Raw genomic sequence first — 15,338 nt, 5'->3', positions numbered from 1 at the left:
GGCTCGTGTCGTAGTTGTAGACGGTGTCCTGACCCCAGCCTCGGCTGAACTGGTAGGTATCAGAACCGGCATCACCCGACAGGTAATCATTACCTGCACCACCAATCAGGATGTCGTTGCCCGCACCGCCGTAGACATAGTCGTTACCGGCGCCTGCGGAAATACTGTCATCCATGGCATAACCAGTAAGCGTGTCGGCCACGTCGGTGCCCGTGATCGCCATGGCCTTGACCGTTGCGATATCCCAGGTCATGCCATTGGCAAAACGGATTTCCTCAAGGCGATAGTTGCTCGTGCCATCCTCATTGAAGTAGCTGCTGACCGTGATCTTGTCGGTGGTACCTGCCAAGCTCAGAACCAAGCTGGAACCTGAGCGGCTGAGCACGATGTCGCTAGGCGTGATATCCGCCGCAAACTCAATCGCATCGGTCTTGTTCGCGCTCGTGTCGTAGTTACTGACGGTGTCCTGGCCCCAGCCACGGCTGAACTGGTAGGTATCCGATCCGGCATCACCTGACAGGGTGTTGTTGCCCGTACCACCAATCAGGATGTCGTTGCCACTGCCACCATAGAGCTTGTCATCACCGGCATCGCCATTGAGCACATCATTACCATCCTCACCGTAAAGCCTATCGCTACCCTCTCCGCCGCTCAGTGAATCATTGCCTGCGCCACCGTAGACATAATCGTTACCGGCACCTGCGGAAATACTGTCATCCGTGGCGTATCCGGTAAGTGTGTCAGCCGCGTCAGTACCCGTGATAGCCATGGCCTTGACCGTCGCGATATCCCAGGTCGTACCATCGGCAAAACGGATCTCTTCAAGACGATAGTTACTGGCGCCATCAGCACTGAAGTAACTCGTCACCGTGATCTCGTCGGTAGTACCTGCCAAAGTCAGGATCAAGTTGGCGCCTGAACGACTGACCACGATGTCACTGGGCGCGATATCCGCTGCAAACTCAATCGCATCGGTCTTGTTCGTGCTCGTGTCGTAGTTACTGATGGTGTCCTGGCCCCAACCGCGGCTGAAGCGATACACGTCGCTGCCGGCCCCCCCATTAAGGTTGTCATTGCCAACACTACCCTCGAGGATATCGTCGCCAGCGTCGCCGTACAGGTAGTCGTTACCTTCGCCACCGAGGAGAATGTCATTGCCATTACCGCCATTTAAGCGGTCATTGCCAGCCCCTCCATCCAGGAAATCGGTACCATTATTACCATTCAAAGTGTCGCTGCCTGCTTCGCCAAACAGAAAATCGAAGCCTGCGCCGCCTTGCAAAGTGCTGCTGGTCGCCGTATCTATCTGCAGGCTGCTATCTGTGCCCAACTGCACTTTCAGCTCGTCGAGTTGCAGGTTATTCAGTTGTCGTGCCCAAGTACCCGCCAGTTCGATCTGGCTGGAAGCCCAGCCGATACTGCCAGCCATTGCTGAGCTAAATTCGATCAGGTCAACAACACCCTTGACTGGATCGTTGCCATGTACCTGCTCCAGTCGAGCAATGGCACCACTATAGTCCAAGGTCACGCCGTTCTCATTTAGAGCGAACGAAACCTCGTCAAGGTAAGGTTTGAGACGCGTTTGCAGCAGCAGACCGCTGTATACCGATTCCATCAGCGCCTGATAGGCCGCTCGAATATTGGCCTTCTGCTGCGAGCCAAAGCTGAAGTCTTCTTCAGTCAGGTAATAGGTCGTGCCTAAGGCCAGGCTTCCAGAACCACTACGTCCTTGCGCACCAGCGGAGTACGAAATTGTGATCAGATCACCTGACTTACTGGATGTAGCCGACTTGAACTCGAAGAAGTTCTGGTTGTTAAACACTTCGAGAACCTTGACCATTTCCAGCAGCTCTTTCGTCTCCAACTGAAGAGCAGTCGGCGAGTCGTCTTCCTGCTCCTCACCTAGTGCGATCGAACCTCCACCAGAGCCAGAGCCAGAGCCAGAACTACCAGAAGCAAACTTTATCTTATTATGTAGGTCCCAGGAATAGGCGAAGGCCACATCGTAGACAGCGTCGCCGGCCAGGTCGGCAACTCGCTCGTCAAAAGTGCGGAATCCCGAGGTGGAAGCCCAAGCACTGATCAATTGCCCCAGCAATGCCTGTTGTTCCAGGCGGCTGCCTGCCTGGGAATAAGCGGTCAGGGCGCTCTGCAGGGACTGACTGCCTACAGCGGCCTCGCGCAGATCGCGGACAGCGCCAGAACCACGCATATTGGGCTTACCAGCCAGTTCAGCGGGAATCTCCACCACATCGTCGAACTCGCGGTAGAACTTGCTCTCTTCGAAATAAACATCGGCGGCAATACCAGTTCCACCACCATGAGCCTGATCCCACTGGAAGGTGCTGGAGCCTTCTATATGGTTGTTGTTCCCCAGATTGACTGTCTTGCCATCTGAACCGGTACTGATGCTTTCGATACCCAGTTCCTGCAAAGTAAAGAGTTCACTAGACTGACTAATACCGTCTCCATTCAAATCGCGCCATACACGCATATCGGCCCAGGCAGTATCGCTGGAATCCAGCTTGCCATCGGCATTGCTATCTACATCCTGCATGGCCTCGAAGCCATCCTTGGCCTTACTGCCATCGGACAACAGGGTGTTCTCACCGAACAATTCACGGCCACTGTCTATGGTGCCATTTCCATTGCGATCTAGCACCAGCAGACCATCGTCGGACTTGACCCAGCCTGAGCCGTGCTTATCGCCATCGCCATCGTGATCGAACAAAACTTGACCATTGGCACCGAAGGTTTCTATACCGTCGCCATCAAGATCTAGAACGATTGGGGAGGCGGTTTTGAGTGCAGCGTCAAAATAAGCATTTACATCGTCATGAATGTAATCGTACGCCCAACTACCAATGGACACGTTTTCATTGAAATAGGAGATACCAAAGTCAACCAATAAAGCTACGGAAGTCCCAGAGATATCTTGAATATGTAATTGATCCTGCAGATAGTCTCGAAACTCCTTCTTTTGCTTTAAAGAATCAAAGACTCTATCTAGGCCAGCTTTTTGTAATAATTTACTTACCCCTACCTCAGTGAGTCCTGCGACTGCAGCCACACCAAAGAACTGTGAAACAGCTTGAGCCACCCCCAGCGCAGAGTCTATGTCCTGAAGATCAGAATACGTATCTATAGCGGATATTATTCTATCTGCATTTTTCACCAACGCGGCTATTGTTCCATATTTACTCATGACTTATAATCTCCATTTCCCTATCACAGCTATGACTAATAGCCTGTATGTTTTTGACGCCAAATACGTAGCAATAAAAATTATGGATGCCTCTGCTGGTTTTGATGTATCAACAATCGATACTGATATTGATAAAATTAGTGTCACAGCGATGCATGTAATGATTATTCTCGATAAAGTCACCCCCCCCATGACCTCCCAGAGGACTCTGTATGAGGGGAAAAAAGCCATACATGCAAGTACCGCCAAGATCATTAGTGCTACCCCTGAGGAAACACCAGAGAAAAATATTGTGGCAGCGCAAATAAATATGTATAAGTGTTCTATTTTGGATATATTCATTTACGAATCTTCCTGTGAAAAATCCTGAAATATCGATATATAGGGAACGGACCACAATTTCACTCAATCAATGCCCTCTGCTTCGGTCGCACGGGTTTGCCACGAGTTACCCTCTACTTCTGCCACAAACCTTGTACTGCCAGTACATATCTTCCGTTAGCTCAGACGTAAAAAACATAACCCACCCTATTACTCAGTCTTTGCTGCTTCTCTCCGGGCACTCAAACTCGACCAAGGCAATAATTCCTCGTAGAAATATGGCAACGCCGAAATCTATTACAATTGGATAGTCATCGTAGGTTGGCGTGGGGAAGTCATTATCAATTGTTGTAATAGCTATCTCCTTAAGCAATCAACATAACAGTAAAAATAAGCGCCTCAATCAATAATGCTATATAAGTAGCCTGTTCTAAGCGACGATAGGATGTACTAACGACCTTGCCTTGAGCACGCCATAAGTTCGAGATCGCAGTCAACGCAAATGCCAGTGATGGTAAAAACAACAGGGCAAGCATAGTCATATCCGCACTCACAGTTATCGTTCCTTCATACTCTCACCGCGATACTCCTTGAGCGGACTCAAGAAGTAATCGATCACCTTTCTCTTGTCGGTCTTCACTTCCGCCCGTACTGCCATGCCCGGCGATAGTTCGATGCGGCTCTCGCCGACCTGAATACTGTTTTCCTTGAGCTGAATCCGCGTGCTGTACACCAACCCCAGTTTCTCGTCTTCGATGGCATCGTTGGAGATGCTCTGCACCGTGCCATGCACCACGCCGTACTTGGTGAAGTTGAAGGTCTCGACTTTCACTTCCACTTCTTGGCCCGGACGTACAAAACCGATGTCCTTGTTTTCCAGCATCGCTTCCACTTCCACTGGCTGATCACTGGGCACGATCACCATCAATGGCTGAGCTTCGGTAACAACGCCGCCATTGGTGTGGATCGCCAGTTGTTGCACGGTGCCGTCAACAGGGGCCGTCAGGCGAGTAAGGCGGTCGCGTTGTTCAGCCTTCTTGAGATCCTGAGTTAGCGCTGCGGCTCGCTGATCAGCCTCGTGTTGCAGGTCAAGCATTGCGCGGCGGGTCTGGGCAACAGCGGTTTGTTGGCGACGCTCGGCTTCCTTGCGCGAGGCGCTGAGTTCGATGACGCGGGCTTGCTGCACGCTCATCTCACGCTGCTGGTCGAGCAGCAGTTGTTGCTTCTCCAAGTAGGCGTGTTTGGCCACGTACTGTTTGTCGAGCAGTCGCTTGTAGTCATCGGCCAGTTGCTGGGAGATCGGCAGAGTCTGTTTTAGAGAGGCAACGGTGGCTTGGGCTGCCTGGATTTCTGCCTGGCGCTGTTCGATCTCGGCACCAATCTGATCAAGCGTGCTGCGCAGTTCCAGGTACTGGCCCTGTACCCAGCGCTGTGCAGCCAATTGCTGCTCCGCACTGGCTTGCGGGATGCGCTCAGCCAGTGAAGCGGGTTCACTCTTGTTCTGGATGGCCGTTAACAAAGTGCCTGCGCGGGCACTGTCCACCTGCGCAGCCAGCAGATCGCTCTTAACCCGATCCACATCGGCGCCGGTCATGCTCGGGTCCAGTTCGATCAGCAGATCACCAGCCTTCACCTGCTGGCCATCGTAGACATGGATCGCCTTGACCACCGCCACTTCGCTGGGCTGGATGATCTTGGTCTTGCCGTTGGGCACGATCTTGCCGGTAGCCGTGGCCACCACGTCGATTTCACCGATGCAGGCCCAGAGCAGTGCCAGGGCTGCGAAAGCGATGATCGACCACTGGATATAGCGAGGCGCCGGGTGCACCGGCTGCTCTTGAATCGCCAGGGCAGCCGGCAAAAACTGCACTTCGTGGTGGAGCCGGGCCGGTGCGTCCATGGCCTTGCGGTTACGCCACGAGTGCCGCCACGCACTGCGATAGCGGTTGATCAGTTCGCGTCTGGCGCTCATGGCTTAACCCTGTTGTAAGCGGTGGAGTCGGGAGTAGTGGCCTGCTTGGTGGGTGAGGAGTTCAGCGTGTGTGCCTTGCTCGACGATCTGGCCGCGATCCATCACCACGATGCGGTTGGCATCGCGTACGGCAGAAAGGCGGTGGGCGATGATGATCACCGTGCGGCCTTTGCAGATCGCCTGCATGTTCTGCTGGATTACGCGTTCGGACTCGTAGTCCAGCGCACTGGTGGCTTCGTCGAAGATGAGGATGCGAGGATTGCCTATCAGCGCACGGGCAATCGCAATACGTTGGCGCTGGCCGCCGGATAGCGACGCACCGTGTTCCCCGACGACGGTGTCGTAACCTTCGGGGAGCTCAAGGATGAACTCATGGGCGCCAGCGAGCTTGGCCGCTTGCATGACCATCTCGATGGGTGCACCTGGGTCGGTCAGGGCGATGTTCTCGCGGATGCTACGGGCGAACAGCATGTTGTCCTGTAGCACTACACCGATCTGCCGACGCAGCGAGGAGACATCGGCCAGCGCCAAGTCCATGCCGTCGACCAGCACACGCCCGCGCTCAGGCGTGTAGAGCCGCTGTAGCAGCCGGGTCAGGGTGCTTTTACCCGATCCGGATCGACCGACAATCCCGATCACTTCGCCTGCGGCGATCTGGACGCTCACCCCTCGCAGGACTTCCGAGCCATCGGCGCGGTAACGGAAGTGCACCTGGTCGAATTCGACATTGCCCTTGATCGGCGGCAAGGCGCTGCGCGAGGCCTGGGAAATCTCGGTGCGGCTGTTAAGGATATCGCCCAGACGCTGCACCGAAACGCCGGTCTGCTGGAAGTTCGTCCATAGCTGAGCCAGGCGCATGATCGGTTGCGAGACTCGACCGGCGAGCATGTTGAAGGCGATCAGTTGGCCAACGCTCAGGTCACCGTCGATCACCAGCCGCGCCCCGAACCACAGGGTGGCCACAGTCACCAGCTTGCCGATCAGCCCCACACTTTCATTGGCGATGGTGGACAGGGTCTGGGTCTTGAAGCTGGCCGCTACGTAACCGGCCAGTTGGTTGTCCCATTTGCGGTTGACCTGGGGCTCCACCGCCATGGATTTCAGGGTGTCGATACCGTTGACGGTCTCCACCAGAAACGCCTGGTTCTCAGCGCCCCGTGTGAAGCTCTCTTGCAGGCGCGCGCGTAGCAGCGGTGTGATGAAGAACGAGGTGATGAAGTACAACGGCAGCGACAGCAATACGATCAGCGTCAGCCAGCCGCTGTAGAAGAACATCACAGCGATGAACACCACCGAGAACAGCACATCGAGGATCAGGGTGATGGCGTTGCCGGTGAGGAAGCTGCGGATGTTTTCCAGCTCGCGCACACGGGCAACGGAATCGCCCACGCGACGCGCCTGGAAATAGGCCAGTGGTAAGGTGATCAGGTGCCGGAATAATCGGGAACCCAGCTCGACATCGATACGGCTAGCGGTATGGGCAAACACGTAACTGCGCAAGCCGCTGAGTAGGGTTTCGAACAGCATGATGCCCAGCAGGCCGATGGCGATTACATCGAGGGTGGTCAGGCCACGATGGACCAGCACCTTGTCCATCACCACCTGGAAAAACAGCGGTGTGAGCAGCGCGAAGATTTGCAGGACGAAAGACACCATCAGCACTTCGCCCAGCAGCTTGCGGTACTTGACGATGGCCGGAATGAACCAGGTGAAGTCGAACTTGGAGAGTTCGCCTGCGAGGGAGGCTTGCGAGCGAATCAGGATCAGCTCGCCCGTCCAGCGCTGCTCCAGGTCGTCGAAGGAGAGAACCTCGGGTCGTTGAGAAAGTGGATCGTGAATCAGGGCCTTGCCGTCATCCAGGCGCGCGATGATGAAGAACTTGCCGTTCTGGTCGGCTGCGATGGCGGGAAGTGGTGTTGTCGAAAGGCGAGAAACGGTGCTGCGGGCCAGCTTGGCTTTGAGACCGAGCTGCTTGGCGGCAAGGAGCAATTCAGCCTTACCGAAAAACTCGCCTGGCGGCGTGAACTCATGAGCGAGCTGTTCAGCCGAGGCCGCTAGGTTGTGGAAACGGGCAAGTATCACAAGGCTTACAAGGCCAGTGTCGATTACCGACGAGCCGCATCCTATTGAGTCCATTCACTGTCGTCCCAAAAAGCCCGAAGCCTCCTAAATAGAAGCCTCCCATGGCAGATGCGCTAAATACTGCCTAAAGCTAGTAGATGTCAAATTGGCATCGTCAATATTTGCTCTTTGACACACTCCCCCGTCCCATAGACCAGATACACAGTGACTGAATTGCGGGCATAAAAAGCATTCGAATATAAACAAAGGGATCAGCCTTGCCCCCTCGTAGCATTGATCGCCGTAGCTGACAAACTCCCCGTCACCGCCTTCTGAATGTACTCACTCCACCACGCCATCATTGGTCGAGGGCGCTCGATGTATTCGGCTCGGTTGTAGGCACTGCGGACGTCGTTCTGGTCCACATGCGAGAGCGCGACTTCGATCAGTTCCGGGTCCCAGCCATGTTCGTTAAGAATGGTGCTGGCCATGGAGCGCAAGCCGTGGCTGACCATACGGTCCTGGAAGCCCATGCGTTTCAACACCATATTCGCAGTCTGGCTGTTAGCGTGGGTGCGCGGACTTCTATCGGCCGGGAGACGTATTCACGATTACCGCTGAGAGGCTTGAGCGTTTCCAGTAAAGAAAGAGCCTGATCAGTTATTGGGATGATGTGCGGGCGTTTCTTTTTCATGCGCTCCGCAGGGACGCTCCATAAACGTTTTTCGAAGTTTATGTCTGCCCATCGTGTGGTGGCGGCTTCGACTGGACGCGTCATGGTGTGCAGTTGCCATTCGATCAGGCAGCGGGTGATGCGCTTGATGCTGGCGTTCGCGATTTCCATCATGGACTCTGGAAGCTCCTCAGGTGGTAGCGCGGCCATGTTCTCTTTCTTCGGTTTATTGAAGACTGCTCTGATACCGCCGAGCGGGTTGGAGAAGATCATTCCCGGGTTGACCGCGTAGGTCATGATCTCGTTGAGGCGCTGGGATACCCGCTTTACCGTCTCCAGGCTGCCTTTGGCCTCCAGTAGCCGGAGTAACTCGATGACCATGGGCGCGGTTATTTTGTATATCGGTGTGGTTTTCAGATTCGGCATGACGTGCAGCGTGAGCGAGCGCCAGATATCTTCGGCGTATGCAGTGGTCACTGAGTCTTTTTTGAGCTCGAACCAGGCGCTGGCCACGTTCTCGAAGGTGTGCTCCATTTCTGCTCGCCTGGCTTCTTCTGCTGCACCACGGTGATCCTTAGGATCAATGCCCTGGACGAGCAGTTCACGAGCTTCGAAAGCCTTCTTTCTAGCATTCGCCAGGGAAAGCTCGGGATACGGACCAAGCGCCATGTTGATACGGCTCTTGGTCAGCGGATGGAGGTAGTTGAAGTTCCACATCATCGCGGAGCCGGGGTGATCTGAATTGATTGGATAAGCCAATCTTTTGGTTGAAAAAACTCGGTTTAAAAAGTGGTTCTGGAATACCAAATGGAATACCGGAAGCCCGATGTCACGAGGCGCGGGCTCATCTAAGGCTGTGACGGAGACAGTTCACTCTGAGGCTTGAGTCTCTGATGCTGCACCACCAAAAGCTGACGGTCAGGATCAGAGCAGGTATCGCTTAGTGCTGAGCACTGGTGACGACGCAGCCACATGCTGCGAAATTCGCATGAGCTGCCTCGGCCTTTGCGGATCTATTCCTGCCGCACGGCGTACCCCTCCTGCAATAGACACGCTCCGTGAGGATCGAGTAGTGTCGGAGGCGAATTTGCTCCCGTATTTGGTCGAGCAAACGTGGCTGCCCATCCATGGTGTATAACTCCCTTATACGCTCATCGACACGCTAAAAGCCTCAGCCTAGACACGGATAGCCAAAGGAACAAGGAATGTTATACACCACACCCGTCCTGGGAGTTATGCACCAATTGGTGTCTATTTATAGTTAGGGACCATGACAGACTTTAAAGCTCATCTAAGTCGACAGCTCAACTTTCTAGCAAGATCAGCTGCCGCATACGATTCCGGACATGAGGATGAAGCTATTCGCATGGCAGTGATCATGCGCATACTCCTGCATCAAACCCAGAGTTCCACTTCGTTGCTGACCCATCTTGGGGCTACGAGCATCAACTTGGTTAGCACCACCACCGGCGGCGACTCACTTGGACTTGTTATGTACTTCGGGCTCGGATCAATGCGGTTCGGTCCCGGCGGCATGAGCTACGTACCAAGCTTGGGCGATGGACCTATAAAACAACTTATTCCTGCCCAACAGTGGTGGGAGCAAATTGTCTACGTGCTCAACCCCGAAACCCGTTTATCGCGCAGGAAAATTGTTCTTGCGGCTGCAAATCAGGACGGTGGTGCGCACGTAGACTCCAAGCTATCCCGGGAGTACCAGGAGCTATCAAGCGCAGGTGGCCTCGGCCACTTCGTCACCACCAGAGACGGAGTTGAGCACAGCGAGCCAATCTCAAACGCTCACTTTGTAGCGATTCGGCAAATGGCCTATGAACTTCTTCACAGCCTAGAACTGGCGGCCCTTGCTGGTCCCTAACAACTTACTCAAGCCGAAGCCGCTTCGCGGCTCGGCTTAATTCAGGCGTTAGACGAACCGCGCTCTTAAAAGGAAGTTACCATGGAAGACATTATCCGCACCTCTGAAATGCTTTCAGCAGTAAAATGGTATTTTGAACTTAAAAACCTCTCATTGCGCAACGCCCTAGCTTTGCGATGCCCCCTATCCGTCGAAAGCCAGAAAGATTTGCGGCAATATTATTCTCAGTATTTTGCGGGCCTGCTGTCCGCTACTGAGTTGTTTTTAGAAAAAGAGTATCCCAACAACACCCGCTTTCGGGATCTGCTTTATAAAAAGTTAAGCTTTGAAAATTTTCCGGACGGCAAAAAGAACTATTCTTATCTCCGCGAACTCCGCAATAGCATAATACATAGAGGGCTCGACATTAGCTCAGCAGCACATATCAAGGATGACTTCCCGCTTATAATCTCTCCATCCCCTGTAACTAACCGTAGCGGCGCGGCATCCCATACCGCATTTGGCCATTACCTGATTGAGGTAATTGAGAAGTGCGAAGGTGTTATGAGGGATGTCTTCCTTGAGCATTTCGAAGAATTCAGCCTGTTGGATAAGCGTCTTCCACAAGAGAAAGTCATTGAGCTAAGTGAGAAATTTATATCCAACTCCACAGCCATGCCAGACTGGGCAAAAAATTTAGCATTAACCTCTATCAAAGATATTAATCATGAAGAAGTCCATCTGGCATCGATGAACAGCCTAATCGAAACACTGAAAACCGATGTGCTATCTCAATACCTCGTCTAACAGCTGGTTTAAATCGTTCGCTTCGCTCACTAGGACGGGCTAAAGCCCGCCCCTTAACCAAACGTTAGCCTATGTCAAAAGAAACCATACTCAGCCTCATCCTCAGTCTCCCACTTGGCGTCATTGGCGGGCTTTATTCTGGGCTTATAGTCGCAAGATATTCGAGATTTTCAGAGCTTAGAAACGAAGCGCTTCGCATAATTCGCACAATCAACTACATGCAGGAAGAACAAAAAATAATCGTAAGCGAAAAGAATGACCTCCCTAGGTTCACACTAATCTCAAGTGACCTGTTATTCCTTCAACACCGCAGAGCGGGAAATAGTATTGTCACACTATCAACGGCAGTGTTAGAAACAAATCACGAAGCAGAGCAAGGGCGGGTCTCTATCGATGACTACGAACAACGATATCTTCACTGGCAAAGCATGGTCAGGAATTTACAGCCAAGCAAAAGAAAAATATTTGCACTCACATGGAATCTTTGAGCCCGGCTAACAACTGGTTCAAATCACTCGCTGCGCTCGCTGGGACGGGCTAAAGCCCGCCCCTTAACCAAACGTTAGGAGTATCAATGACCAACGAACTCTGGCTAACCTTGGCAGGGGCAATTATTGGCTCTTTTCTCGGCGGAATAATCAGCTTTGCAATTGGCTTGTATTTTTTCAAGAAAAGCGAACTCATGACTCGAGTTCTTCAGTTCATTGCCTACAACGCCGAAAGCCAATACATAGAGAAGAACATCGCGCCGCTCGAAAAAGATAAACGCTCAAAGCGATATTACTTTGAGCGTCCAACTGGCCAGAACGAGGACATCCCTCACCTGCACAAAGTCATTGTTATCCCTCACAAAATAAGCGTCGCCGAAGTGCGCGCAGGACGCAAAGTGTCCGCCATATTCCAGATAACTGACAATGGGAATAATTTCGATTGCGCCAATGCCACATCAGCCACCCATGAATATGGAAAGCAGGAAACCATACCAGTCAGAGATATGAACTATGGTTGGATGCACATTGAAATTCCCGTTTCAAAAACCCAATCACCAAAAGAATACTTTATTACATTGAAGTTTAGTGATGGCAAGTACCAGAATGAATCGAGAATTTCATACCATGTTGTGTGATTCCCTAACTACTGGTTCAAGCCGTTCGCTACGCTCACTGGGACGGGCTAAAGCCCGCCCCTTAACCAAACGTTAGAGATCAAAATGAATAAGTCCTACTTAATTCAGGCGATAGTAATGATCGCTTCCCTATCTGGCTGCTCGAACATAACTCAGGGCAAGAATTACTCAGCAGCACCTAGCACAATAAATGCACTCTGGAATGATAGTGGAAAAAATGGCGATATAGGTTTTTGGTTATATGAAGAATATGGCGCATGTCCTTCGATACGTAAAAATCCACCTATAGCGTTTTCGTCTGCCAAGTCAATGCCTGGTGAGTCAGCAGAAAACGTTGACGTAAAAGACTTAGGGCATTGCTTTGAAGTGCTACCGAAAGTACCGGTTAAATATGGCAATAACTGCGAGTCCGGCGAAGTTTCATACAAATACAAAGAAGACGACAATAGATACTACGGAACATACAAAATGCATTTTACAAATGGCAAATTTATCGAGGGTAATTTTATTGCTGAATATTGTCCACATTCAAAATAAAGCTAAATTAAAGAATCTTCTGCTATGAATCTCTAACAGCTGGTTCAAACCGTTCACTGCGCTCACTGGGACAGGCTAAAGCCCGCCCCTTAACCAAACGTTAGACTACAAGGAACACGCATGAAAGAGCAGTTGCTCCTAGCCAAGAGGCTGTTCTTGATCGGTTCAGGCTATGCTGAAAAAGACGATCCAGTTTCAGCAGGAGTTTCAATTTCACTATTTCAAGATTCAATAGAAATATTTATTTGGTCACTTCTAAAGAGCCTTGACGCCGAAGCAAAAGAGCAAACTTCTTTCACTAGTTTTTTTGACCTTGTGAAAAACGCCAAGGGAAACACAAAAAACATACCGCTTCCTTTCAAAGCAAAAATTCTAGAACTAAATAAATCCAGAGTTAACTTCAAGCACTACGGCAACCTACCAGATATCTCAGAAGCAAAAAAATTTAAAGCATACACTGAAGAATTCCTGACCATCAGCTTCTATGAGTTTCACTCAATAGAGTTCACCTCACTGTCATTAGCCGAATTAATTCCGCACCCAAATATTCGCACCAAAATTAAAAGCGCAGAAAGCTTGCTAGAAAGCAAAAAGCTTGAGCAAGCTATAGCTGAAATAGCTATCGCAAAAGCTATGCTCTTTGAAGAAATATCTAATTATCTACCCAGGCCAGACAGAAGAATTTCAGACGGTGATAGATTTTTAAGAAAAATATCTGGTGAGCAATCTGTAAACTTATTCAAGCCACTGACACAATATTTAGAAAAGTCCAGCGAGATCAGTATTATTTCATTACTAGGAATTCAAATAAGCGACTATTTCACGCTTCAAAGGTATCTACCTGCAGCTCTAAAAATGTCTGACGGGCAATATTCGTTGCAATACCACGACAGGCTGCCTCCAACCGAGGAAATTACAAAATCTGCGATCAATATAATAACCTCAGGAGCAATAAGAGCTAGAGAAGTCATAGGCAAATAATCATCTATTAAATTACCGTCTAACAAGTGGTTCAAACAGTTCGCTTCGCTCACTGGGACGGGCTGAAGCCCGCCCCTTAACCAAACGTTAGGTGCCTCAATGCCCACAACTCCAAAACATTGGAACTACTTCTTAGCCGTTGAGGCAGAATTGCTTGCGTGCGCAAGGTACATAGAGTTTTCACATGCAAATTACCAATCGTACTCTAACGAATTTTCAAAGCTCATTGTGCTTGCAGCCTCCGAGGTGGACTCAATATTTAATGAGCTTTGCGGGCTTCTCGAACCATCGTCACGGGCCACAAAAATCACTCAATACTACCCAATACTATTAGCAAAATTCCCTCACCTATCTCAGTGCGAGGTTGCCATTCCTCGTTATCAGTTAATTCTCCAGCCCTGGAAGGGCTGGACGGAAGAGGAAAGGCCCGACTGGTGGAGCAAAAGCTACAATAAACTAAAGCATCAGCGCCATGAACATTTTGCTAACGCAACACTAGAGGCCGTGTTAAATGCTGTTGGTGCCCAGTTCTTAGCATTACAACTTTATCACTATGTGGCCACTGGTGAGCATGTCTCCGTAGACCTATCAATGCGAAGTGCTTTGTTTAATCCACGGCTACCAGACACATACAAAGGTGGGGCATTTTGGTGTTATGGAGACCCTTTCACCAACCTTCAACCGAACACACCTAACTAGTGGTTCAAACCGTTCGCTTCGCTCACTGGGACGGGCTAAAGCCCGCCCCTTAACCAAACGTTATGAATTCAGGAGGAATCAGTGAGCCCCAGTAAAAACAAGAAAAACTACCTCGACGATAGAGTTACTGAACTCAAGGCCCGGCGCAGGAAAATACAAAGCACTTTCTACATCGCCATATTCATGACTCTCACATTAGCGGTGATAGCCCCTGCATTTATTTGGGTCTCCGAAATAAATTCAAGAGTAGCCCCTATTATATTGGCTTACATAATCATTCCGGCAGGTATGCTTCCGATATTGAGAGGCAGGATTCGAGATATAGAGCAGGAGATAAAGGAACTCGAATTTGAAATTGACCTTCAGCAGTTTGAGCGCACACAAATTGAAACCAAAGCAGAAAAAACATTACGCCTAAACGATGCTCAGCTGCAGAGGTATTACAGCTTAAATTTAAGCCAAAATACTTGGGTGTTCGTTGTTGGCATAGGGTGTATGCTTCTCGGTATTTCGTTAGTCGGCGCAACCTTATACATAATAATAAATTACACAACGAACTTAGACTCCAAGATAATTACAGCATCTCTTGGCGGCGTTGGAACCCTACTCACAAGCTATGTCGCTGCAATTTTCCTAAAAATGCATGCTTCAGCTACGCAGCATCTTGGTGGGTTTCATTCAAGACTTGTTGATACACACCAAATACTATTGGCTAGCGTAGTGGCCTCTAGAATATCTAATGAGCAATTGCGCGAAAAAAACTCTATCTGAACTTTCCCTTAAAGTTGCAGGAAAAAGTGAGAGCTCATAACAATTGGTTCAAGTCGCTCGCTTCGCTCACTCGGGACCGGCTAAAGCCGGCCCCTTAACCAAACGTTAGACCCAGCAGCAATATTGAGGTGTCGCATGCTATTAAATGGTGCCCCTATAAATTCAGCCCTACTGAAGGGCGCCCCCGTGCTGGCTCGGTTCGACTTACAACCGAAGCAAGGTGAAAAATCAATAATACAGGTCGCCTCCCTAGGGAAACTCTGAATTTAACTTCCCGTTTCTGTTGAAATACGCCGATCCCGTTGCCCGAGTATCACGATGAAGCAGATG

General features: G+C 50.7%; 10 protein-coding genes and 1 pseudogene (1 of these 11 running past the window's edge). 7 read left to right on the top strand and 4 right to left on the bottom strand.

All coding sequences use genetic code 11. The features are described 5' to 3' along the window. Nucleotides 1-1,429, bottom strand: the 5' end (the start) of a protein-coding gene (locus tag ACSZPK_RS25440) for a calcium-binding protein (protein WP_437884429.1). The gene continues 2,768 nt to the left of window position 1, outside the view; only the first 1,429 of its 4,197 coding nucleotides appear in the window; its start codon is at nt 1,427-1,429; its stop codon lies beyond the left edge, outside the window. Nucleotides 1,430-3,203: 1,774 nt separating this feature from the next. Here ACSZPK_RS25440 and ACSZPK_RS25435 point away from each other — a divergent pair. Then, nucleotides 3,204-3,575 (top strand): hypothetical protein, encoded by a 372-nt coding sequence (locus ACSZPK_RS25435; protein WP_437884412.1) that lies wholly within the window; start codon nt 3,204-3,206, stop codon nt 3,573-3,575. Nucleotides 3,576-4,082: 507 nt separating this feature from the next. Here ACSZPK_RS25435 and ACSZPK_RS25430 read toward each other — a convergent pair. The 3 genes and pseudogenes from ACSZPK_RS25430 to ACSZPK_RS25420 all read right to left on the bottom strand — a co-directional run. Next, on the bottom strand, nt 4,083-5,498 hold the full coding sequence (locus tag ACSZPK_RS25430; protein ID WP_437884411.1) for an HlyD family type I secretion periplasmic adaptor subunit: 1,416 nt from the start codon (nt 5,496-5,498) through the stop codon (nt 4,083-4,085). Nucleotides 5,499-5,501: 3 nt separating this feature from the next. Beyond that, complete coding sequence (locus tag ACSZPK_RS25425) at nt 5,502-7,634, bottom strand: type I secretion system permease/ATPase (RefSeq protein WP_437884410.1); 2,133 nt, start codon at nt 7,632-7,634, stop codon at nt 5,502-5,504. Between the two features lie 197 nt (nt 7,635-7,831). Further along, nucleotides 7,832-8,955 (bottom strand): annotated as a pseudogene (locus ACSZPK_RS25420) (tyrosine-type recombinase/integrase); the annotation flags it as partial. A gap of 547 nt (nt 8,956-9,502) precedes the next feature. Here ACSZPK_RS25420 and ACSZPK_RS25415 point away from each other — a divergent pair. The 6 genes from ACSZPK_RS25415 to ACSZPK_RS25390 all read left to right on the top strand — a co-directional run bounded on the left by ACSZPK_RS25415 (nt 9,503) and on the right by ACSZPK_RS25390 (nt 15,008). Beyond that, a complete protein-coding gene (locus tag ACSZPK_RS25415; protein WP_437884409.1) occupies nt 9,503-10,108 on the top strand; it encodes a hypothetical protein in 606 nt (201 codons plus the stop codon). Between the two features lie 81 nt (nt 10,109-10,189). Next, nucleotides 10,190-10,894, top strand: a complete 705-nt coding sequence (locus ACSZPK_RS25410) for a hypothetical protein (RefSeq protein WP_437884408.1) — start codon at nt 10,190-10,192, stop codon at nt 10,892-10,894. 574 nt (nt 10,895-11,468) lie between these two features. Beyond that, nucleotides 11,469-12,020, top strand: coding sequence for a hypothetical protein (locus ACSZPK_RS25405; RefSeq protein ID WP_437884407.1), 552 nt, complete (start codon nt 11,469-11,471; stop codon nt 12,018-12,020). 84 nt (nt 12,021-12,104) lie between these two features. Then, entirely contained in the window at nt 12,105-12,557 is a 453-nt protein-coding gene (locus ACSZPK_RS25400) for a hypothetical protein (RefSeq protein ID WP_437884406.1), read from the top strand. 120 nt (nt 12,558-12,677) lie between these two features. Next, on the top strand, nt 12,678-13,538 hold the full coding sequence (locus ACSZPK_RS25395; protein ID WP_437884405.1) for a hypothetical protein: 861 nt from the start codon (nt 12,678-12,680) through the stop codon (nt 13,536-13,538). A gap of 780 nt (nt 13,539-14,318) precedes the next feature. After that, nucleotides 14,319-15,008, top strand: a complete 690-nt coding sequence (locus ACSZPK_RS25390; RefSeq protein ID WP_437884404.1) for a TRADD-N-associated membrane domain-containing protein — start codon at nt 14,319-14,321, stop codon at nt 15,006-15,008. Nucleotides 15,009-15,338: the final 330 nt, after the last annotated feature.

The sequence above is a fragment of the Pseudomonas sp. LRF_L74 genome (assembly GCF_965644255.1).
Lineage (GTDB): Bacteria > Pseudomonadota > Gammaproteobacteria > Pseudomonadales > Pseudomonadaceae > Aquipseudomonas.
This window is presented reverse-complemented; position numbering and strand designations above follow the sequence as displayed.